Source organism: Tannerella sp. (assembly GCF_052170195.1).
Classification (GTDB): Bacteria; Bacteroidota; Bacteroidia; order Bacteroidales; family Tannerellaceae; genus Tannerella.
In genome coordinates this window covers 25,901-48,005 of record NZ_JBQNAZ010000001.1, presented here as the reverse complement: position 1 = coordinate 48,005, position 22,105 = coordinate 25,901, and the positions used below count along the sequence as shown (strand labels likewise).

The 22,105-nt window shown below is 47.8% G+C and carries 17 protein-coding genes; 7 read left to right on the top strand and 10 right to left on the bottom strand.

Annotation, left to right across the window (positions count from 1 at the left end; all coding sequences use genetic code 11):
* Window positions 1–17: 17 nt before the first annotated feature.
* Genes ACTTKA_RS00190 through ACTTKA_RS00170 form a run of 5 tightly spaced genes read left to right on the top strand, consistent with a single transcriptional unit; the run spans window position 18 to window position 4,850 of the window.
* Window positions 18–953 carry an HlyD family secretion protein gene (locus ACTTKA_RS00190; RefSeq protein WP_442723517.1) on the top strand — a complete coding sequence of 312 codons (936 nt, stop codon included), beginning with the start codon at window positions 18–20 and terminating at the stop codon, window positions 951–953.
* Window positions 950–1,870 (top strand): ABC transporter ATP-binding protein, encoded by a 921-nt coding sequence (locus tag ACTTKA_RS00185; RefSeq protein ID WP_442723516.1) that lies wholly within the window; start codon window positions 950–952, stop codon window positions 1,868–1,870. The genes ACTTKA_RS00190 and ACTTKA_RS00185 overlap by 4 nt, the downstream gene beginning before the upstream one ends.
* Entirely contained in the window at window positions 1,867–2,610 is a 744-nt protein-coding gene (locus tag ACTTKA_RS00180; protein WP_315303170.1) for an ABC transporter ATP-binding protein, read from the top strand. Before ACTTKA_RS00185 ends, ACTTKA_RS00180 begins: the two co-directional genes overlap by 4 nt.
* A gap of 7 nt (window positions 2,611–2,617) precedes the next feature.
* Window positions 2,618–3,724 (top strand): ABC transporter permease, encoded by a 1,107-nt coding sequence (locus ACTTKA_RS00175; RefSeq protein ID WP_442723515.1) that lies wholly within the window; start codon window positions 2,618–2,620, stop codon window positions 3,722–3,724.
* Between the two features lie 7 nt (window positions 3,725–3,731).
* Window positions 3,732–4,850 (top strand): ABC transporter permease, encoded by a 1,119-nt coding sequence (locus ACTTKA_RS00170; RefSeq protein ID WP_442723514.1) that lies wholly within the window; start codon window positions 3,732–3,734, stop codon window positions 4,848–4,850.
* A gap of 20 nt (window positions 4,851–4,870) precedes the next feature.
* Here ACTTKA_RS00170 and ACTTKA_RS00165 read toward each other — a convergent pair whose 3' ends face one another.
* The 7 genes from ACTTKA_RS00165 to ACTTKA_RS00135 all read right to left on the bottom strand — a co-directional run bounded on the left by ACTTKA_RS00165 (window position 4,871) and on the right by ACTTKA_RS00135 (window position 14,798).
* Entirely contained in the window at window positions 4,871–5,494 is a 624-nt protein-coding gene (locus ACTTKA_RS00165; protein WP_442723513.1) for a DNA alkylation repair protein, read from the bottom strand.
* Window positions 5,491–7,977 (bottom strand): M1 family aminopeptidase, encoded by a 2,487-nt coding sequence (locus tag ACTTKA_RS00160; RefSeq protein ID WP_442723512.1) that lies wholly within the window; start codon window positions 7,975–7,977, stop codon window positions 5,491–5,493. Before ACTTKA_RS00160 ends, ACTTKA_RS00165 begins: the two co-directional genes overlap by 4 nt.
* A gap of 788 nt (window positions 7,978–8,765) precedes the next feature.
* The gene (locus ACTTKA_RS00155) at window positions 8,766–9,521 is read right to left on the bottom strand and encodes an FKBP-type peptidyl-prolyl cis-trans isomerase (protein ID WP_442723511.1); all 756 of its coding nucleotides are present in this window, start codon (window positions 9,519–9,521) and stop codon (window positions 8,766–8,768) included.
* Window positions 9,518–10,234 carry an FKBP-type peptidyl-prolyl cis-trans isomerase gene (locus tag ACTTKA_RS00150; protein ID WP_442723510.1) on the bottom strand — a complete coding sequence of 239 codons (717 nt, stop codon included), beginning with the start codon at window positions 10,232–10,234 and terminating at the stop codon, window positions 9,518–9,520. Before ACTTKA_RS00150 ends, ACTTKA_RS00155 begins: the two co-directional genes overlap by 4 nt.
* A gap of 37 nt (window positions 10,235–10,271) precedes the next feature.
* Window positions 10,272–10,856, bottom strand: coding sequence for an FKBP-type peptidyl-prolyl cis-trans isomerase (locus ACTTKA_RS00145; protein WP_442713209.1), 585 nt, complete (start codon window positions 10,854–10,856; stop codon window positions 10,272–10,274).
* A 286-nt stretch (window positions 10,857–11,142) separates the two neighbouring features.
* A complete protein-coding gene (locus tag ACTTKA_RS00140) occupies window positions 11,143–12,216 on the bottom strand; it encodes a T9SS type A sorting domain-containing protein (RefSeq protein WP_442723509.1) in 1,074 nt (357 codons plus the stop codon).
* A gap of 77 nt (window positions 12,217–12,293) precedes the next feature.
* Window positions 12,294–14,798: a hypothetical protein gene (locus tag ACTTKA_RS00135; RefSeq protein WP_442723508.1), complete on the bottom strand. Its 2,505-nt coding sequence runs from the start codon at window positions 14,796–14,798 to the stop codon at window positions 12,294–12,296.
* A 348-nt stretch (window positions 14,799–15,146) separates the two neighbouring features.
* Between ACTTKA_RS00135 and ACTTKA_RS00130 the strand changes: the two genes are divergently transcribed.
* On the top strand, window positions 15,147–15,491 hold the full coding sequence (locus tag ACTTKA_RS00130; protein WP_442713213.1) for a hypothetical protein: 345 nt from the start codon (window positions 15,147–15,149) through the stop codon (window positions 15,489–15,491).
* A 265-nt stretch (window positions 15,492–15,756) separates the two neighbouring features.
* Window positions 15,757–18,363: a TonB-dependent receptor gene (locus ACTTKA_RS00125; protein ID WP_442713214.1), complete on the top strand. Its 2,607-nt coding sequence runs from the start codon at window positions 15,757–15,759 to the stop codon at window positions 18,361–18,363.
* Window positions 18,364–18,714: 351 nt separating this feature from the next.
* On the opposite strand, the gene ACTTKA_RS00120 is transcribed toward ACTTKA_RS00125, so the two are convergent.
* From ACTTKA_RS00120 to ACTTKA_RS00110, 3 genes are all read right to left on the bottom strand, one after another.
* Window positions 18,715–19,182, bottom strand: coding sequence for an outer membrane beta-barrel protein (locus ACTTKA_RS00120; protein ID WP_442713215.1), 468 nt, complete (start codon window positions 19,180–19,182; stop codon window positions 18,715–18,717).
* A gap of 32 nt (window positions 19,183–19,214) precedes the next feature.
* Window positions 19,215–20,855, bottom strand: coding sequence for a dipeptidase (locus tag ACTTKA_RS00115; RefSeq protein WP_442713216.1), 1,641 nt, complete (start codon window positions 20,853–20,855; stop codon window positions 19,215–19,217).
* 282 nt (window positions 20,856–21,137) lie between these two features.
* Window positions 21,138–22,064 carry a hypothetical protein gene (locus tag ACTTKA_RS00110; protein ID WP_442723507.1) on the bottom strand — a complete coding sequence of 309 codons (927 nt, stop codon included), beginning with the start codon at window positions 22,062–22,064 and terminating at the stop codon, window positions 21,138–21,140.
* Window positions 22,065–22,105: the final 41 nt, after the last annotated feature.

The window sequence follows — 22,105 nt, the reverse complement described above, 5'->3', positions numbered from 1 at the left end:
CATTTAATCATAGATTTATGCAAGCAAATAAATTCTTAATCATCGCAATGGCCATGATTGTCGCAGCCTGCGGAAATAAAGACGGAGACTGCGATGCCTCAGGCATATTCGAAGCGACTGAGGTCATGATCTCGGCCGGAGAAACGGGAGAACTGTTACGAATAACGGTTCGGGAAGGAAAAAGCGTGAAAGCGCATGAGTCACTTGGGCTGATCGATACAACCCGGCTATACCTGCAAAAAATACAACTCTCGGCCGGCCTGATGGCCATTGAGAGTCGACGGTACAACATCCCCCGTCAGATTGCCTCACTCAAACAGCAGATTGCCACACAACAGAAAGAGTACAAACGATACGCGAACTTAGTCGAAGCGCAGGCTGCCGCTCCGAAAATACTCGACGATATCGGCGCACAAATCGCCATGCTCGAAAAACAATTGGCGGCTCAGGAAGACGTACTGGCTAACGGAAACCGAAGCATCGCGGGTGAGCGTATGGGATTGCAGGCACAGATCGCACAGATCGACTACCGGATCGGAAAAAGCATTGTGTCCAGCCCGATAGATGGCATTGTGCTGTGCCGCTATGCCGAACCGGGAGAACTCGCCGTACAGGGACGACCACTTCTGAAAGTCGGTGACCTCGAAAACATGATTTTGCGGGCTTACTTCACAGCCGACCAGCTCACTCGGCTTCGCATCGGGCAAAAAGTAAGCGTATATGCCGACAGGGGTACTTCGGAACGGAAAGAATATGCCGGAACAGTTATCTGGATCTCGGATAAGGCCGAATTTACACCTAAAACGATCTCTACAAGGGATGAACGTGCCAATTTAGTGTATGCCGTAAAAGTCGCAGTTCGGAATGACGGATATATTAAACGGGGAATGTACGGCGAAATCCGCGTCGCCCCCGCTGCAACCGAAATCTCCCAAATAAAAGCCGGATCATGAAAGCTGTTTCAGTACATCATCTCAGTAAAAAATACGGTCGCGTGACAGCATTGCACGATGTGAGCTTCGAGGTAGAGCGAGGTGAAATCTACGGTATCATCGGTCCCGACGGGTCCGGAAAGACGACTCTTTTTCGTATATTGGCGACGCTCCTGCTCCCTGATAACGGAAATGTCATCATCGGAGGATATGATGCCGTGAAGGAATACTGCGCCGTACGACGCATCATCGGCTATATGCCCGGACGATTCTCGCTCTATCAAGATCTTACGGTCGAAGAAAACCTGAACTTTTTTGCTACTGTCTTCCATACGACGGTACAGGCAAACTATCCCCTGATCGCAGACATCTACCGGCAGATCGAGCCTTTTAAGAAACGGCCGGCCGGCAAACTGTCGGGGGGCATGAAACAAAAGCTGGCGCTGAGTTGCGCGTTAATACACAAGCCGGATATATTACTGCTCGATGAACCCACGACGGGGGTAGATCCTGTTTCGCGCAAAGAGTTTTGGGAAATGCTCTTCAGACTTAAAGCGCAAGGCGTCACGATCCTCGTCTCCACGCCTTACATGGATGAAGCGAAGCGGTGCGACCGGATCGCCCTGATTCAGGGAGGACTCTTTCTGCGGGTAGATACTCCCGAAGGCATTGTGGCCGGATACCCGCATACATTGTTCGCTCTTCGTTCATCGAGAGACATGTATCATTTGCTGAACGATCTGCGATCGCATGCTCATGTACGGTCGGCCTTCTCGTTCGGGGAAAATTGCCATGTTACGTTGCGGACAGATTGTACAGCAGACAAACTGCTCCATTATCTGAATAAGAAAGGACATGCGGGTATTGAAATGACTCCGATCTGTCCTTCGGTTGAAGATTGTTTTATGGATATACTCGGCGAGAAGGAGGAATCATGAAAAAAGATGTGATTATAGCCGAAACGTTAACGAAACAATTCGGAACGTTTACAGCCGTCGATCGTATCTCGTTTACCGTCGGCGAAGGAGATATCTTTGGTTTTCTGGGTGCAAACGGCGCGGGCAAAACAACGGCTATGCGGATGCTGTGCGGGTTGAGTCGTCCGACGTCGGGACGAGGCTTCGTCGCAGGGTTCGACATCTGTAAGCAAGCAGAAGAGGTGAAACGACACATCGGCTATATGAGTCAGCGATTTTCGTTATACGAAGATTTGAAAGTGTGGGAAAACCTGCGACTCTTTGGCGGTATCTACGGAATGAAAGACCGTGAAATTACAGCGAAAACGGAGAGCATCTTGCACGAATTAGGCTTTGAGCGCGAACGCAACACACTTGTCAAAGCCTTACCCTTAGGGTGGAAGCAAAAACTCTCTTTTTCCGTGGCGGTCTTTCATGAGCCGAAGGTCGTTTTTCTCGACGAACCGACGGGAGGAGTCGATCCCATCACCCGTCGCCGTTTCTGGGAACTGATTTATCAGGCCTCCGCAAGAGATATCACGGTCTTCGTGACGACGCACTATATGGATGAGGCCGAATACTGCGATCGGGTATCGATCATGGTAGACGGAAAAATCAGCGTGCTGGACAGCCCGAGAAATCTGAAAAAGCAATTTGGCGTCTTGACGATGGACGAAGTTTTTCGTCGACTGGCGCGCGAAGCAACACGGAAAGGAGATTGATAAAGCGATGAGACAGTTTCTATCATTTGTAAAAAAAGAATGGTATCATATCATCCGAGACAGAAGGACGGTACTTATTCTGCTCGGGATTCCCGTCATGCAGATTCTGCTGTTCGGCTTTGCCATTACAACGGAAGTAAAAAACGCGCGTCTTGCCGTATTCGATCCGTCGCACGACGAGATGACACAACAAATCAAAAGCCATTTTCAGGCAAGCGAGCGTTTTATCCTTACGGAAGAACTGACTTCTCCGCACGAAATAAATGATGTGTTTACACGCGGAAAGGCTGATTTGGTGCTCATCTTCGGCGAACGGTTTGCCGAAAACCTGCGTCATACGGGCGAAGCCTCCGTGCAACTGATCATAGACGGTGCCGAGCCTAATCAGGCCTCGATGATGAACTGCTATGCACAACAGATACTTTACATGTACCGACAGGAACTGGCCGGAGAACACCTACCTTCCTGCCGAATCACAGCACAGGTGAAGATGCTCTATAACCCACAAGGCAAAAGCGTCTTTTATTTTGTGCCGGGAATTATGGGGATGATTTTGACACTTATCTGCGGGATGATGACGTCCATTGCCATCGTTCGGGAAAAAGAAACAGGTACGATGGAACTGTTACTCGCCTCACCGATGAAGCCGGCGTATATTATTTTAGCCAAAATCGTGCCTTATTTCGTACTGTCGGTATTGAATCTCGCCACCATTCTGATCCTGTCCGTTTCCGTACTGCACGTACCGATAGCCGGAAACTTGATCTTGCTGACTGCTGTTTCGCTACTGTTCATTTTTCTTGCTCTGTCAGTAGGGCTGTTTATTTCAGGCCTTGTCGACAATCAAACAGCAGCCATGCTGGCCTCGGGCATGGGCATGATGATGCCCGTGATGTTGCTTTCGGGTATGATCTTTCCCGTGTCCAGCATGCCCGATGCGTTACAGTGGCTCTCGGCCGCCGTGCCTGCCCGCTGGTACATTCAGGCCGTAAAGAAAATCATGATACAAGGTGTCGGACTGCGCTTTGTGCTGAAAGAGATTGCCATTCTTACAGCTATGGCTTCGGTCTTTGTCGCCTTAAGCTTGAAACAATTTAAAACCCGTCTGAACTGAGAATATCATGTTGAAATATTTAATCGAAAAAGAATGTAAGCAGTTTTTCCGGAATCCTTTCCTCCCGAAACTGATTCTTGTGATGCCTCTGACGGTGATTCTGATTATGCCGTGGGCTGCGAATCAGGAGATCAAAGACATCAGGCTGGCAGTGGTAGATAACGATCGCAGCTCCGTTTCGCAAAGGTTAATTGCCAAAGCAACGGCCTCCGGCTATTTTCGGCTGATCGATGTTTTACCGACTTATTCTGCTGCAATGGATGGAATTGAGTCGGGTGAGACAGACATGATCTTGGAGATTCCTTCAGGATTCGAAAAGAAGATTATCAGCGAAGGACACAGTGACGCGATGATTTCGGCCAATGCGGTTAACGGAACAAAAGGAAGTTTGGGGACCTTCTATCTGACAAACATACTGAATGACTATTCGGCCGAATCAAGGGAAAGCTACGGCATGTACACGTACATCTCGCTCCTGCCCGTCGAAACATTCGATGTCGTGGCGCGATATCGCTTCAATCCCCGTCTGGACTACAAGGTTTTTATGGTGCCGGCGCTGATGGTCATGCTGCTGACGATGCTCACCGGCTTTCTTCCGGCCCTGAACATTGTCGGAGAAAAAGAAACGGGTACTATCGAACAACTCAATGTTTCTCCGGTCGGACGAATGGCTTTTGTGGCAGCTAAACTTATTCCTTACTGGATGATCGGCTTCTTTGTCTTGTCGCTATGTATGGTATTGGCGGTATGGGTATACGGAATTTTTCCGGCAGGCAACCTGTTAACGATTTATATTTTTGCGACGATCTATATTGCGGTCGTGTCGGGAATAGGGCTTGTGATCTCAAACTATTCCGAGACGATGCAACAAGCTATGTTCGTGATGTATTTCTTTATGATGGTGCTTATTCTGATGAGCGGTCTGTTTACTCCCATCGCGTCCATGCCTTCGTGGGCACAAATGATCGCGGCGTTCAATCCGTTGAAATATTTTGTCGAAGTGATGCGATCGATCTATCTCAAAGGCAGCTCGTTTACGGAACTAACAAATCCGTTTCTTATTTTGTGCGGCTTCGCAGCCGTTTTCAACTTCTGGGCTATCCGGAGTTATAAGAAAAACAGCTAAAAAACACTGTTGATAAGCTGTTATATACATTTACTTGCCAATGTATATACCTGCCGGATTTCTTTGCCGTTCAGGCTCCATCCGCTCAGCTCCTGCCGAACCGGGTCGGGATGTTTTTTACTGATATCTCTCAGTGCGTTTCCCACTGATTTCCGTACATACTCGCTTGCGTCCTGTTTCAGCGAAGCGAGGCGCGCAACGGCCTCTTCGGGATGTTCCCTGAAAAAATCACGACTTGTCCAGATTCTCAAACCTTCGGTAACGGCGCGTCTCGTATTCGGATGTCCGGACTGCAACCAGTCGTCTATCGTGTCGAGCGAATTTCCATAGCCTTTTCTTCGGCAGTATCCGTCGAAAGCCTTGGCCAGTATCTCCTGAACGCGCCAGTTGTCGTCCTTGGCAACTTCCTCTTTCAGGAACTTCAGTATGGCCGCGTCGTCCGATAAATACCCGAACAGAAAAACCGCATACATCCTCGCCTGATACAGTTCCGAGCGATAGGTCAAGCGGGCCAAATGAGCTACTTCGGCCTTGTCTTTCGAACGAAAATCGGCCAAGGCTCGTTCTTCTATCTCTTTAAAGCCATTTTTTATCGTGGAAAAATCCTTTTCCAGGCTCTTCACATATTTCTCTGCAGGCATCATGGTTTAATCTCTTCTATTGTTCGGAGGAGCAGGTCGGTCTGTTTCCTGACCGATGGCGTTTGGGGCAATCCTTTCTTGATGCGCAGGCCGTTTTCGAGAACTTCGAGAATGCGTCTTTGCGTTTCGTCGTCGCCGTCGAGGTAGGGCTTCATCTCCCGGAAGTGCTGTGCGGTTTTCTCGACCGGCGCCACATCGTCGAGCGACATTGCCCACTCGTAGCCCCGGCGGAGGAGGGCAGCCTGATCCGGATTATCCTCCTCCGTGAAGGGATAATAAGCCAGATAGCTCATCAGCTGGGGCAGGTACTTCGCCATCCGGTGGCGGACGATGACCGGAAGCAGCCCGACAAGCTGGTCGCCGGTAAGCTCTTCGGGCCTGGCTTGCATGAGGAAGCGTTTGGCCAGTTCGGGCGTGATTTGAGCAATACCGCTCAGCGCGGCGTTTCTGACCGATGCCGAATGCATCTCCAGGCCTTTTTCGAAGAGGGGCAGATAGCGTTTGTCGCGCGTGCCTGCCAGCGTCCACATAGCGGCCGACCTGACGAGGTTCTTCGGATCGGACTTTGCGATTTGGGCTACGACATCCAGCTCCTTCCGGTTGAGCTGCTCGACCGGAAGCGCCGACAAAGCCTTGATTCGTATCTGATAACAAGGGTCGTGGACGGCGGCAAGCAGGAAGGACTTATCGGCATGCTCTACGGCAAAGGCAAGAGCCTGGTATCTGCTTTTAAAGTCCTTCGCATGACGATACTGGAAGCGGTATTCTGCGGAGCTTTTCCTGTTTATTTCCTCCATCAGGATGATTCCTCTCGGATCGATGTCCGTGAGCAAAGGCTGTTTCCCGACAGCGAAGATGAAGGTGTTTTCTTGCTTTGCGGATACCCATACGCTGTGGCGTTGGCGCCGGTCGTCTTCGTAGAGGTCTATTTCGAGCGGAAACTCGAAGAGGAGGCTGCTGTCCTGCGTCTGACGGATGTGCAGGGAAAGGCTTCGGCTTCCGGCATCGTATCGGGTCGATACTTCGACGGTAGGATGCCCGCAACCGAAGAACCACTGATTGAAGAACCAGTTGAGGTCTTTTCCGCTCAGCTCCTCGAAGGCGAGGCGGAGGTCGTGGGCTTCGGCAGTACCGAACTCGTGTCGGCGGAGAAAAAGCCCGACGGCTTCGAAAAAGGCTTCGTCACCCAGATAATTGCGGAGCATGTGCAGCACGGCTCCCGCTTTGTTATAGGAAACCTTATCGAACATATCCTCCCGGTCTTGGTAACCGAAGCGTACGGCGGGTTTATCGAAATCGCCGGTATGAGCGCAGTATTCATTGATTTTCTCACTGCGGTGAAAATCGGCCTCGTCGCGTCCGTATTTGTGTTCCTTCCAGAGGTATTCGGCGTAGTTGGCAAAGGCTTCGTTGACGATGAGATTCGCCCAGCTCTCGGCCGTTACCAGATTGCCGAACCAGTGGTGAGCCGCTTCGTGGGCAATGACCGACTCCCAGTAGTTGTGATCGGCCAAAACCTCCGCCGGTTGTATCGCCGATTCGGCATGAGCGACGGCAGTGGTGTTTTCCATACCGCCGGCGATAAAATCGCGCAATACGATTTGAGCGTATTTCTGCCACGGGAAGTCGTAACGGAATGTTTGCGAGAAAAACTCAATCATCTGCGAGGTAGCGCCAAACACCTCTTTGGCAAGGGCTTCATCGCCTTTTTCCACATAGTAGTCGATGGGTACCTTTCCCCGCCAGGGCGTGTCGCTTACGACGGTAAACTCGCCCGCTGCCATAAAAAAGAGATAGGGCGCGTGTGGATGTTTCATCACCCAATGGTCGGTGCGGGTACCGTCGTCGTGCCGTTCGGAGGCTTGCAGCAGACCGTTCGAGAGGGTTTGGTAACAATCGGGCACGGTGATGTAAATCTCCTGCGTGCTTTTCTGATTGGGTTTGTCGATGGTGGGGAACCAGCAGGAGGCATACTCGGTCTCTCCCTGCGTCCAGACCTGCGTGGGGCGTTCGGGGTCTTTTCCGTCAGGGTCGATAAAGTAAAGCCCCTTGGTGTCGGCAAAAGTGCGCTTGCCCTTGTCGGCAACCTCTTCGGGCTGTGCCGTGTAACGGATATAAACGCTATAGTTTTCGTCGCGGCGGTAGGTTCTGTCCAGCTGGATTTCCAACGAGTCGTTCCGGTACAGATAACGGAGCGGTTTCTGTTCTCCCTCCTGCACGATGCCTACCTCATGTATCCGCATCGCTTTGGCATCGAGCGTCAGACGGTCGGTGGGGTAGAAGTGCGGAGTAGCCGTGAGCCAGGCTTCGCCGTTCATCGTCCGGTTGTTGAAATCGAAACCTACCTTCAGACGCGTATGTATCAGCCGGGTCTGCTTTTCAGGCGTATGCCGGTAAAGGCCGCCCCTACCCGAAGTCTCGGTTTGTGCCCTCAGCGCCAATACGCATAGAAGAAGAAGAAGAAAGAATATAAAACTTTTTTTCATGTTAAGTAATGAATCAAAATTAATTGTATATATAATGTAAGTGTCAAAACGTATAGCAAAACCGATTTTTACCTGTATTATTGTATAAGCTAATTATGAACACTTACTTACAAATTTAGATGAAATCCCCGAGATTTTACACCGGCAGGATAAAAAAACGAGGCTGACGACCTGTTTTCTGTTCCCTCCTGCGTGTTCTTAGTCACAATTTGGTGTTGTTAAGTTGCTATATTTTTGGAAATATTGTAATATGAATGTCCGTATATATGCCTAAAATTAATTATATATTACTGATATACAGAAATTTACTTCTTACTCCAATCCATACATCCAAATGACTTTGTTGCAACGGTTGACGTCTGATTATCAAAAGATATGGGTGTATATAAAAAACAACCTAAAAAAATCAGCCATTTAATAATCAGCAATATAGAAAAATTGATGTTTTATTACAGGTAAAAATATATCACTGTTTTCTATGGATTTATCCGTTGCAACAAAGTCCATCCAAATTATTGTTATTAAATAGTTTAATGGAGCTTTTAGGTACAAACACGGATATTCATCTATTGTAAAGTTCAACTTTTTTATAATCAAAACAGTGGAGTTATAAGAAGAGCGATGCTCTATACTGATTTTAAAACACCAAATACCTTTTGGAAAAAGTACATAAAAATCCTTTCCATTCGTAAATCGGAAGCCAAAAACAATTGCACCGCTTAACCACAAAAAAAAAGAGCTACCCGTTTTGTGGAGGTAGCTCTCTATCGTTTTTCCTGTACGAGCGTTTACTTTTCAGTGTCTTCTGTGCGCTCGGGCCGGATGATTTCCAGCAACTCTACTTCGAATTCGAGTGTCGCATGAGGTTTAATCATCTGACCTGCTCCGCTGGCTCCGTATGCCAGTTCGGACGGAATCCATACCTGATATTTCGATCCTGCGGGCATGAGTTGCAACACTTCCTGCCATCCGCGGATCACCTGCGTAACCCCGAAAGTTGCCGGTTCACCACGCTGTACAGAGCTGTCGAACACGGTACCGTCAAGCAATTTACCGGTGTAGTGTACTTTCACCCGATCGGCTTCAGTCGGTTTCGCTCCCGAACCTTCGGTAAGCACCTTGTATTGCAGACCACTTTCGGTCGTAACAACGCCTTCTTTCGTTTTGTTCTCGGCGAGGAATTTCTCCCCTTCGGCTTTCAAAGCCTCGGTTTCACGCTGCTGCACAGCCATGACGTATTTCTGAATACGATTCTGTGCATTCTCCGGATTCATCATCAGGGCAGTATCCCCTTTCAGCGCCTTCACCAAAATATCGGTGAAGACTTCCATATTAACCGGACCGTCGGGGAATGTTTTTAAATTTTCCTTCAAATTTGTACCGATGTTCACACCCAAAGCATAGCTTACCGTATCGAGTTCCGAAACCATTACCGGTTCCTGAGGAACAGGAGAAGCCACAACTGTCTTCGTCGTATTACAAGATGTTACAGCCATCATTCCGACGGCTACAACACTTGCGATCATGACTCGTACGTTTCTCATTTTTTCACGATTTCGAGCAACTCTACTTCAAATTCGAGGGTTGCGTTCGGTTTGATCATCTGACCGGCACCATTAGGACCATACGCCAATTCAGACGGGATCCACACCTGATATTTCGATCCTACGGGCATCAATTGCAGTATTTCCTGCCAACCGCGGATCACCTGACCTACCCCAAATACAGTCGGTTCACCACGCTGTACCGAACTATCGAATACGGTTCCGTTAAGGAGTTTACCCGTATAGTGGCATTTTACCTGATCTTCAGCGGTCGGTTTTGCACCTGTACCTTCAGTAATCACTTTATATTGCAGACCGCTCTCGGTCGTGATAACGCCTTCTTTCGTTTTATTGGCTGCAAGGAAATCCTGACCTGCCTTCAATTCGGCCTCAGCCTCGGTCTGCTGAATCTTCATGACATAGTCATTCACATACGTTTGAGCCACTTCAGGCGTCATTTTCATAGCTGCCGAGTCTTTCATTGCGGCCATCAATCCGCTCATAAAAGCATCGTGATTAACCGGTTTTTCGCCGGGGAACGTTTTCAGATTTTCCTTCAGGTTACTGCCGATGTTAATACCCAGCGCATAGCTTGCACTGTCAATCGGAGCGCTGAGCGCTACATTCGCTGCTCCACCCTGCTGATTACACGAGGTCACAGCCATTCCTGCGGCTACTGCAGCCGCCATCATTACTACACTTACTTTCTTCATTTTCTTCAATTTTTTATTCTATTTATCAATTGCAATCTTATACAATATCGAGCAACTCGACTTCGAATACGAGTGTACTGTTAGGCTCGATCGTCTCGCCGGCTCCACGTTCACCGTAAGCCAGTTCGGAAGGAATGAACAGACGCCATTTAGAGCCGACATTCATCATTTGCAGGGCCTCGACCCATCCGGGAATCACCTGCGAGACACCAAACGTTGCCGGCTCGCCGCGCTGCACGGAACTGTCGAACACGGTGCCGTTGATGAGTGTTCCATGATAATGGCATTTCACCTTGTCAGAAGCTTTCGGCTTGGCTCCATCGCCTTTTTTCAACACTTCATACTGCAAACCGCTGGGTAGTGTTATTACACCCGCTTTTTCTTTGTTGATACGTAAGAACTCAGTGCCGGCCTGCTTGTTCATTTCAAGTTTTTCAGCCTGTAATTTCATAAAGAAATCATTCAGAATTTGTTTGGCCTCGTCGTAACTGATAGCCGGCTTCGCTTCGGAGAAAACGTCATTCAATCCCTTAAGGAAGTCGTCCATATTCAATTCTTTGATACCCGAAGCACGAAAGTTATTACCAATGCTTAACCCTAAAGCATAGCTGACATTTTCCATCTTTTTCAGTTGTTCTTTTCTATATGTAAATCAGGGTGCAAAGGTAATAACATATTCGGTATAGACAATGTATTCTCTTCGTTTTTTTACGAGAAGAAAAGATTTTTTGTACAAAGACGGTGTTTCATAGCGCACAAACGACTTTAGAGGTTTCAGGCTTCCGATGCCCCCAGCTAAAACAAAGACGGCCGTCATCCCGACGACCGTCTCCTGATACAAACTTTCACTTATCATGAAAACTAAAAATCGTAATATGCTCCTTATCTAAAACCTATCCTCAATATTATTATCTCACCACCACTTTCCGCACCGTGTCCGTGCCCAGCTTTACAATGTATACCCCTTGGGAAAGACGTAGGGAACGTTGGTCCAAAAGACCTTCCAGATGATGAAGCAACTGCCCCGTGAGCGAGTAAATACGGACATCCTTCGGACCGCTCGTACGAACATACAACAAACCATTCGAAGACCATACTTCATCGCCTCGCTCTGAAGAGACGTTCGAAACAGGACTCACTCCCGAGAGCTTCACTTTCAGCGGATCGATCACATGACGGAAATATACCGTTACGGTACCATCCACATTATGCGTCAACTTCATAAAGCCCAATTCGTCCTGAGACTTAGAACCCGTCGTAACCTTCAACCCTTCGAGCGTATAACCCAATTCCGGAATCAGTATAAGCGTAAACGTGCTTTGGCTTCTTACGTAGTGAAGACCCTGGTCCGGAGAAGTCGTCACATGGGGATAACGACCGATCTCTACACTGTGGACTAGGTCAATCGTTCCCTGATTCGGGTGATATTCATAAGCTCCCAGATCGACAACATCGTCATAGATTCTCGCACGACCGCCCAGATCGTTACGCAACGATGAGACGTATTGGCCATCCGTCGGCTGAGAGAGCGTTAAACCAACGATCGTTCTGAAGCCTGACAAAACAAACGGGTTATAACCGCGGTTTACTGACAGACTGGAATTATTCAGACGATAATCACCGTCTTTTCGAGGCGTCAAATCCGAATCGTATCCCTTGCGCAAAAACAGCGGATCACGATCCATATTGTTGCCTCCGTCGCGCCCCAATGTAGCGTCCCAGCCCGACACGTTGCTATGCCTCCAGTACGGACTACCTCCTCCATTAAGCACATCGCTACCCAACAAACCGTCCGTGAGGTTACCCCACACGATCGTATTACGAAGCGTCGGACGACCTTCGCTGTTATAGAAACCCGATCCCGACGAAGCCATGTTACCGCTCAACGTATTATTGACTGAGAGGAAGCTGCTACCGTTATTGTACAGACCACCACCTGTTGATGCCCGGTTATGGCTCACCTCCGTGTTATAAATCAGCACATCGTCCGATGAAGTGCAGCCTGCGTATGCTCCGTCGATATAGATACCGCCACCATGCCCGCGGGCTACGTTCTCTTTTATGATGCTGTTGGCAACCGTTCCCGAAGCCCCCCACGGAACAGGATACCCGCACCGTCAAGAGCCGCTCCGCCAAGTACCGTAAAACCGTCAAGTCGGGCATCGCGGCTTGTGCCGCAGAATCCGTTCGTATACGTCGTCGAACCGTCGAAGATCACGACCGAATTGCCGTTGCCCCTCAACACCGTACGATACTCGGACAGATTGCGTTCGTTCAGGTTCGTTTCCGTACCTTTGAAGCCTCCGTACACATGTACGCTGTCGTAATCGATCAGGAACGAACCGCCCTTCGGCGGAGTATATTCGCCCTGAGCCACCCAGACGTAATCGCCCTGAGAAGCGACCGAAAGCGCTTCCTCAAGCGTCGGAAAAGCATTCTCCCAATCCGAGCCGTCACGACGGCCACCCGTCGAAGCACCATTGACAAAGTAACCGTTAACAGCCGAACGTACATCAACTGTCATCTCTAAAGTCGTATCGCAAAGAACACGATCTGCCCCCACTCCTTTGTCTACCAATATACTCAGAGTTACTTTTTTCTTCCCGGCACTATTCCAAACGACTCGAGGCAAGGCATCAATCGCTGTCTCAGGCTTCCCCCCTTCAAACGTCCAACGGCAAGTAGCCTGACTCACGTCCATCCCCTTTGTGATAGCTTTAAACACTTGAGGTATGCCTATTTTGGCCGGCTTAGGATCGAGAGGAAAGCACTTGACACTTGCATTGAATGTCAAATCTTGTATCCAGCAAGTATCAGTTGTCCAACGTGTTTCATCCGTACCCTGTCCCTGATTCATCAATAGAACGTATTGCCCGGATCGGGTCGCTTTGACAGAAGACATATTCGGGCCCTCGTGAATGGAACTGTCAGGAAATATCCACTTATAGTACTCCGCATATCCGCCAAGCAATTTTTGAGGCTTCGGATCATCGGCACACCTCCAGATCGTATCCGTTTCAAATTTCCACCGTCCAAACGCCGAAATGTATCCGTAAGAATTGTATTGATGATAATTGGTATTGGCCACATTGTTCACACAACCGGAATAATACCCGAACGAAAAAGGAGAAGCAGGATTCGATATCTGCACCAATGATTCGTCGGCACGATTCGGAAGTGTCAATCGCATGTATTCCCATCCGCTGACGCCCGGCACAGCCCCCTTACCATCAAGACGAGCGCCGACGAGTGCCGGATGAAGTGTACCAGTAGTCCGGTCGATCAATGGCACATCAACGAGCTGATTCGTTACCTGATCGGTGTACTTGATGTAAAAGTTCGTATCGCATGTTGCTCTGTACACCAACATCATGGCATTATGCACTTTGTCTTTATCCCCAATCTGATAATAGGAAAAATCGCTTTGTCCGAGACTATAGAGACTGGGAACAATTCCCGCGGCCGGATGAATATCTTCGGCGGTAGAATGGAGACAAGCCACCGGTTCCGTCGATTTAAATGTCGCTACGAAGGGAGCTCCCGATGAAAGATTTCCCATATCATATGCAACCATATCTCCCGGATTCAGCCCCGTACCAAGCGAAGTCCATCCGCCTCCGGTATTCACCGTAATATCGGTATTCGGATACATGGCCGTAATATAGACACGATCAGTCGATTCGGTAATTTGTCCATTTGAATAACCTTTAACGACCACATATAAAGTGCTCAAATTATCGGCCGGTACAACTTGATCACCCATCATATCATAATTCGACAAGTCTTCGCCCGAAGTAACGGCTATCGGTTTATCGGATTGCAGGTGCGTGCCCCCCAACGTGCTGAGCACGCCAAGCGGCGGCGGAAGCGTTCCGGGAGGATCTAATTTCTCGACTTCTGCCAAACGGAAGATTTCACCTTTCTGTAGTGTCACAGTATGCGGCGTATTGGCTGCATAGAACTGAGCCGGCACATAAGCACCCATCTTATAGCATTTGCGGGGCACGGTAAATGTTAACCTCGTATCATTTTCCGTAGCAATCACATCAATCATGTCGCGTGAATTTGGATAGCCGATCGTTGTCGGCGTACGGCGCGAATATCCATTCAGAAAAAAACCATCACTGCTCTGTGGCACATAAAACTCGGTACCAAGTGCTTGCCGACCTTTAAGGGTAAACATATCCTTATTGGCAAAAATATCAAAAAAGTAATATGCGATAATCTTTTGATCGGAAGTGATATGTACACCTCCTTTCAGTCCTAGTTTTCCTTCGGTAGTACGCGGTTGGGTCAGGTGTGTTTCGATTTCAGCCCGAGTTAATTTAATATGCCTTCCTCCATGCGCCGAAATGGTGAAACTCGTATCACGACCGGTCTTAAAAAAATGAATTTTTACATTCGCCGTACTATTCGTACCATTCGAAAAAATGAAGCCCGCATTGGGATTATATATCGCACCCTGCATCGGAGTGGGTGCAACAAACCAAAATTCCGTATCTTGCGCCTTCACGTATAGTAACGAACATACAAAAAATAAAAACAGTGATATAACTTTCCTCATATTCTTTCTTTATCAATTATCTATCATATTATTATTCTATCCTATTATTGCCCCGAAAATATTTTTCCTAAACAATCTGTGTACAAATATAGCAATACGAGAGACAGCAACAAAAAAGTTCTTGTGTCAGAACTCTTTTTAACAAACGAACACTTTGTCCGCGAATCACAAACCTTTCTCCCCCCAACAACACTCAATATGCTATAGATAAAGACCAAGGAGCATATAACCAATAGTAGGGATTGTATAATCCAAATGAATGTTCTTACTTTGCAACCGAATTAAAACAGGTGTTTTCGTGTTACACGAAAACTCTGATGTCAATAGCCAATAGAGCAAGAGATGAATATGACGCGGACAATAAAAAAGATAACGACCGTCTGGCTGCTTATCCTGTTTATAGGATATGCAGGCTGTACGTCTCTTTTTTACCATACGCATCGCATCAACGGACAATGGATTACCCATTCGCATCCCTATTCCGATGCGCCGGACACGGGAAATCATATTCATACGTCGATAGGTTTTGTGACCATTGCCTCTCTGAACGCATGGTTAATTTTGGCCTTTTTGCCGGGGATTTTTTGTAAACCTTTCACCCGACTTTCCGGCATCATCGTCAGCCGGACGATTCCCAACGGTATTACCCGAGCAACAACCTTCTTGTCACTGCGAGGACCTCCTCAGTGTTAAAACTTATTTTTCGATTGTCCGGTCTTAAGAGTTTCGGACAGAAAGAGTCATACCATCATCCGGCATGGAAATACTCCGTATATCCTGAGATATAAGTCGCCGGAATAAATTTATTCCATTTTTCACATTTATTAATCAGATGGAAACCTACTCTTTACCAAGCATTAGCTTCATTGGCCATGTACCTCTTGCCGCACATAGTCAATTAATGCTGAGCAAGGTATAGGTGCAGGGTATTTCATCAAAACATAAAAACAAATTAATTATGAAATCATTTTATCGTATACTTTTTGCTTTATTTTTATTCCCGTCGCTGATACTTGCCGACGGAACAAACGACAGTCCGGAACTTATTAAACGCGGGACAGACGCCAACATTACCGGTCATGTACAGGATGCCAACACAAAAGAGCATTTACCTTTTATTAACATCATCGTAAAAGGAACTACCATCGGGGTAACAACCGATGCAACGGGACATTACATGCTGAAAGATCTGCCTATAGGAGACCTTACGCTCGAAGTTTCTTTTATCGGATACAAGAAAATCACGAAGACGGTGACCACAAAAACAAACACCCTGCTTGAAGTGAACTTCTTACTTGAAGAGGAAGCATTGGCCATCGACGAAGTTGTGGTTTCCGCTACCCGAAGCGAGACGATGCGCCGCGAAGCCCCCGCATTAGTCAATGTACTTGACATGAAACTATTTGAACGTACGCAGTCGACCGACATCTCGCAGGGATTGAAGTTCCAACCGGGTGTGCGCGTGGAAACGAATTGCCAGAACTGCGGGTTCAGTCAAGTACGCATCAACGGAATGGACGGTCCTTATTCACAGATTTTGATTGATTCGCGTCCGGTATTCAGCGCACTTGCCGGTGTGTATGGCCTGGAGCAAATTCCGGCCAATATGATCGAGCGCGTCGAGGTGGTACGTGGCGGAGGCTCCGCGCTGTTCGGCTCGTCAGCTATTGCCGGGACCATCAATATCATCACCCGTGAACCGCTGAATAATTCGGCCAGTATCTCACATCAGACACGTGCCTTAGGCGGATTGAACACCTTCGAAAATACTACGAACTTTAACGGGTCTATCGTCTCGGATAACAATAAGTTAGGGATTACGATGTTCGGGCAGACCCGTCATCGCTCGGGTTACGACCACGATGGAGACGGCTATACCGAGACACCGGTGCTTGACGGCCGCACGCTGGGATTCCGGGCGTTCATCAAGCCGAGCAACTACTCGAAACTAACGGCTGAATATCATAACACCCATGAATTTCGTCGCGGTGGCGACCTGCTCAAAGAGCAACCGCATAATGCTCACGTAGCCGAACAGTTGGAGCACACAAACAATATCGGCAGTTTGAATTACAGCTTATTCAGTCCGAACGGCAGACATCGTTTCAATGCGTATGCTTCGTTTATGAAAGTCGACCGTAAAAGCTACTACGGAGGTGGAGACAAGACGGCCAACGAAATCATGGCCGAAGGTAAAAAGAATATCGAAAAAGCGAAAGATCAGTTTATCGAAAATCTGAAAAAAGCCAACCCCGGCATATCTGACGAAAAGATTGAAGAAGAACTGTCCGCCAACTTCTTCCCGAAAATGAATAACGGATTAAGCAACGAAGACATGCTCGAACTGAACAAGCGTATGGCTTCGTACGGACGGACCGGCGGACTGACACACATGTTCGGCGCGCAGTATGCTTATGAGATGCCCAAACTGCTGTTTATGCCGGCAACTCTTACGACCGGATTGGAATACACACACGATAAGCTTGATGACGTGAGTGGTTATCGTGAAGCTCCGCTCATGCAGAAAGTCAACACCCGGAGCGCCTTCTTGCAGAACGAGTGGAAAAACAATCGATGGAGCATCCTTCTCGGTGCACGCCTTGACAAACATTCGCTGGTGAAAGACATGATTTTCAGTCCTCGTATCAACCTGCGTTACAACCCGTCTCAGGCTTTCAGCTTCCGGTTAAGTTACAGCAAAGGATTCCGGGCTCCTCAGATTTTCGATGAAGACCTGCACGTAGACAATGCCGGCGGCGACCTTATTCTTTCGCAAAATGCACCCGGTCTGAAAGAAGAGACCTCTCACAGTTTCAGCGGATCGATCGATTGGTATCACCGCATGGGGGCATGGCAGTTGAACCTTCTGGCCGAAGGATTTTATACAAGTCTTGTCGATGCTTTCAGTTTCAACCAAAAAGACACTGTTGTAAAAGGTATGAAACAGATCCTCAAAATACGTGAAAATTCAGAAGGGGCCAAAGTGTACGGGCTGAATTTTGAAGGTAAAATTGCCTATCTGAACACATGGCAACTGCAAGCCGGCCTTACGGCACAGAAGAGCCTCTGGAATAAGGAACAGCAGTGGCACGAAGACGATACGTACAAAACGCGCCGCATGTATCGCACACCGAATCTGTATGCCTACTTTGTAAGCACGGTTAACTTTACACGTGATTTCACCTTGTCGATTTCCGGAAACTACACAGGAAATATGCTGACCGGGCACGAAATCCCGACCGAAGATGATGGCAGCTTAACCATGTTCAACGGTAAACCCTCGGCAACGATCCATCCGGACCGTATGCAACACGGCAAAGGACAGACAGCAACGACCTACGGGCCGCGTACGTTCCAAACGCCCGCCTTCTTCGAGATGGGTTGCCGCTTATCTTATAACTTCCCGATTTACAACATCTACACGATGCAAATCTATGCGGGTGTACAAAATATGTTTAACGCTTTTCAGGACGATTTCGATAAAGGACCTGCACGCGACTCGGCTTATATCTACGGACCTGGTATGCCACGCAGCTTCTTTGCCGGTATAAAAATCAGTCTATAACTTTTTCATAAATTGTCGTTTTTGTTTGGAGATGGGCAATCCGCCAAAGTCGTTTGTGACTGGTGTATTGCCCACTCTTTTATCGTTTATCGAGACACTGTCGCACAATACATTAATCAAATCTATAAACGTTTATAGACAACCTTTATCCCCCCCCAAAAATATTTTTAAAATGATCTGCAGGTGGCCGTATGATGGTTTAGTTCAAACCTATCGTATCGCATATCTATCTTATTCTCTCTGATAAGCCATAAAAAACGAACCGTCATAAAGTTGACCTTACAACGGTTCGATAAATGAATCACTTTTTTGGATACCTTTCGCTTCAGTGGAGAAGCACAATCAGTCCATTCAGAAATGATAAGCGACCCTGACAGCTATCAAGGCCTGATCATAATCTTTCGTCAGATTGTATTTCATGTCCGTACCCACCGATATTTCGTCCGTAGCATAAAGTTCGGCACCTATCCCGACATTCAAACCCAACCGGGAACGATCTCCGTCGAATCTTTTGAAATTCCATACGGACATCCCCATGCCTCCGATGGGATAAAACGCGAAATTACGCGTCACAGATACCACATAGTGGGCGTCGAAATCAATGTACCATGCGCTGACGCCATTGTTACGAAACATATGCGTAACAGAAGGAGCAATGCGTACATTCCGCCACACATTATAACGAAAATCGAGGCCGAACGTGACGGATTCACAGTCTAACGCATATCCCATATTTACACCTGCCGACGTATGTCCCTCCTGTGCATATCCGGCAGCCGACAGGAATGCCAGAGCAATGGTAGCTATTAATTTCTTCATGTCTTTCTTTTTTATCGTTCAATGATAGAACATCATTGCACCTTCAATTGTTCACCGCCTTTACGAACAATTTCTTTATAATATTCTTCGTCGTATCCGGGGAAATCGGGCGCAGCAGGAAGTCCATAGGGGTTACGCTTGAACCGTCCGTCCTGCTCTTTCTTCACGTTTCCATCAATATATTTGACCATCAGATATTCGCCCAGTTTCTTCCAACGTGCGGTTGCCTGATCGGCTGTCGTCGTACTGTACCATGTCAGAAAGCGGCGTGCCTCTTCAGGACTTTTTTCATACAATGCCAACGCAGCTTTGTCGATAGCCGGGAGAGCATCACGATATCCGTTCTCCAACTCGGTTTGCACCTTCCGAATATCTTCGATCATAAAGCTATATTTATGGTATGCCATATTCGCCACCCAATTATGAATCCAGAAAGCCGAACTCCATGAAAAAGTCAACATATCGCCATTGCCCACCCGGTAGCATTCGGGTACTGCCAGTGAAGAGGCATAAACAGGGTTAAAGACAGTCGTGTTGGCATCATCGACCCCAAACCATAAGATTCCGCCAATGGCATCAGGCAGCCAGCTACGCATCTGCGGCACGATGACAAAACCCGTTTGCTGTGTGGCGATGGCACGTTCGTGCAGGTATTTCTGCCCGTCTACGGTGAAGTGCATCGGACGCCAGCGATAAGGCACCTTGTATGCTCCGGCACCGATATCTTTCGTCATATCCATACTCGTTCCTTCGTAGTGGTTACGCATAGCCTGTTGTACATCCTGCACCGATAGTTTGCGGTCAGGTTTGATATAAAGCGGCATCGGTTCTTTTGTCGCATCGCCTCTGACAAAAGCCTCGTACTTGCTCATCCCTTTGTCATACAGACGGAAAAACGACCATACACGCGCTTCGCAAGCACGCAATCCGCTGAAATCATAGGGACAGTACGCATTGGCAAAACTGAACTCTTTATCTTTGCCTTTGAAATACCCTTTTTCACGCGCATACGAAACGACATCGGGTGCATACATACAGTTCTCCTTGTCATCGAACGGAATTTGATGGATACGCGATTGGTTGGCATGCGCAGCGATGCAATCGTCCGGAATACGGATGGCGACCCACAAAGCTCCCTTGTTACCGACTCCTTTTCCGACCATCTCCATGATCCAAACCTCGTTTTTGTCGGCAATTGAGAACGACTCACCACTGCTATAATAACCGTATTCAGCCACCAAGTCAGTCATCACCTTAATCGCCTCACGAGCCGACTTCGAGCGTTGCAAGGCAATATAAATCAAGCTACCGTAATCCATAATTCCGGTTGTATCAACCAACTCCGGACGTCCGCCAAATGTGCTCTCTGTAATGGCCACTTGATATTCATTCATGTTTCCGATCACGGAGTACGTCTGTGTCACTTGCGCAATCTTACCCAGCGGCTTGCCGGTATCCCACTCCGATACCTCAAGCATCGTGCCTTGCGGATACGTTGCAGCCGGCCAACGATACATTTCGCCGTAAAGCGTATGGGAATCTGCCGAATAACTAATCATAACCGAACCGTCTGTCGAAGCTTTTTTTCCTACCAGCAAGCCGGTACATGCTAACACTTCAGAACCTGCCGCCAAGAACAGACAGGCGGCCCATGCGATACATTTTTTCTTCATACGTTTTGATTTTATGTTTCTCATTTTACATCTATGGGGGACAAAGATAAAAGATGTACGACGAAAAGCCAAACTTATTTTGTGAGGATCAGACAGTCAGATTTCCTGCTTCGTTTCGTATAGCAGACCGTATGCTTTTTTATCGACCGACGGTTATCCCTGTGGAGTATCGTTTGGGCAGTCGTCCCATTTCAAAAACAGAGTAGAAACAACGAAAAAGCCGTACTTCATTCCGACGGACAGTTTGAAGACGGCTTTCAGGATCATTTTTGTGTTACCACATCAGATAGGTGCGAAATAAAAGTACCAATCCCTGCCATATCGTTTCAGTTTGCCGTCTTCATGACTTATATAAAATTCGAAATTAGATCCTTCCGCACCGATGCGTTCGAGTAAAATCAGCCGTACTCCGTCATATTTCCGGAAAAATTCGACTACATGAGGGGCTGCATAATAGCCTTCATCATCGACACGCCAAGTCGAAATCTCATCGTACTCAGCCGGCTCTTCGAGTATCGAATATCCGTCGGGGGTTTCGAGTGCCACCAAACCGAGCGCTTCCGTACCTTTATTTTCGAACTGCACGGAATAGACGAAATATTCACCGTCGGATGTTGCGGAAACAGCCTCAACAGTCTTGATCTTCCGACCGTATCGCTTCGCTAGATCGCCGCGCGTCTGCTCTATGCGGCGGGTTGCATAGTCGTCGTAGACGATATTTCCTTCATCATCTTGATCGACATATTCCTCCATCTTTACAGGCGAAAAATCGTCGGCGAATTTCCTGTCGGAAAGCAGTACATAATAAACGTCATTGTCTTCCTCAAGAGGTAATTTACTTGAAATCAATTCATACACGTATCCTCCAAGGTCTTTGAAGTTTTGTGTCGTTACGCGACCGGTACTTTCATCGCTCTCTTTTTGCTTTCCAACGTAGCGAACCGGATAAAGCTGACCGTTGTAAAAGCAGGTGGTAACAGCATCAGGGCGAATGTCTGCAAAAACATCATCTTCGTCCGTTTCACTGACGACGAGCAATCGCCTCCCGTCTTCGCTACTTATAGCTATGGCTAACAGATAGTCGGAGGGAATAAACGCATCGGCCACATCGTTATCATCATGCTCATCATTGATGCTGTCCACAATAGTAAGCAGACTCGAATCGATCGCAGATCGACTGGCATCCTCATTCTTATGGGCACATGCCATCCCAGTAAAAAAAAGCATCGCAAAAAAACAAAAAACAATCT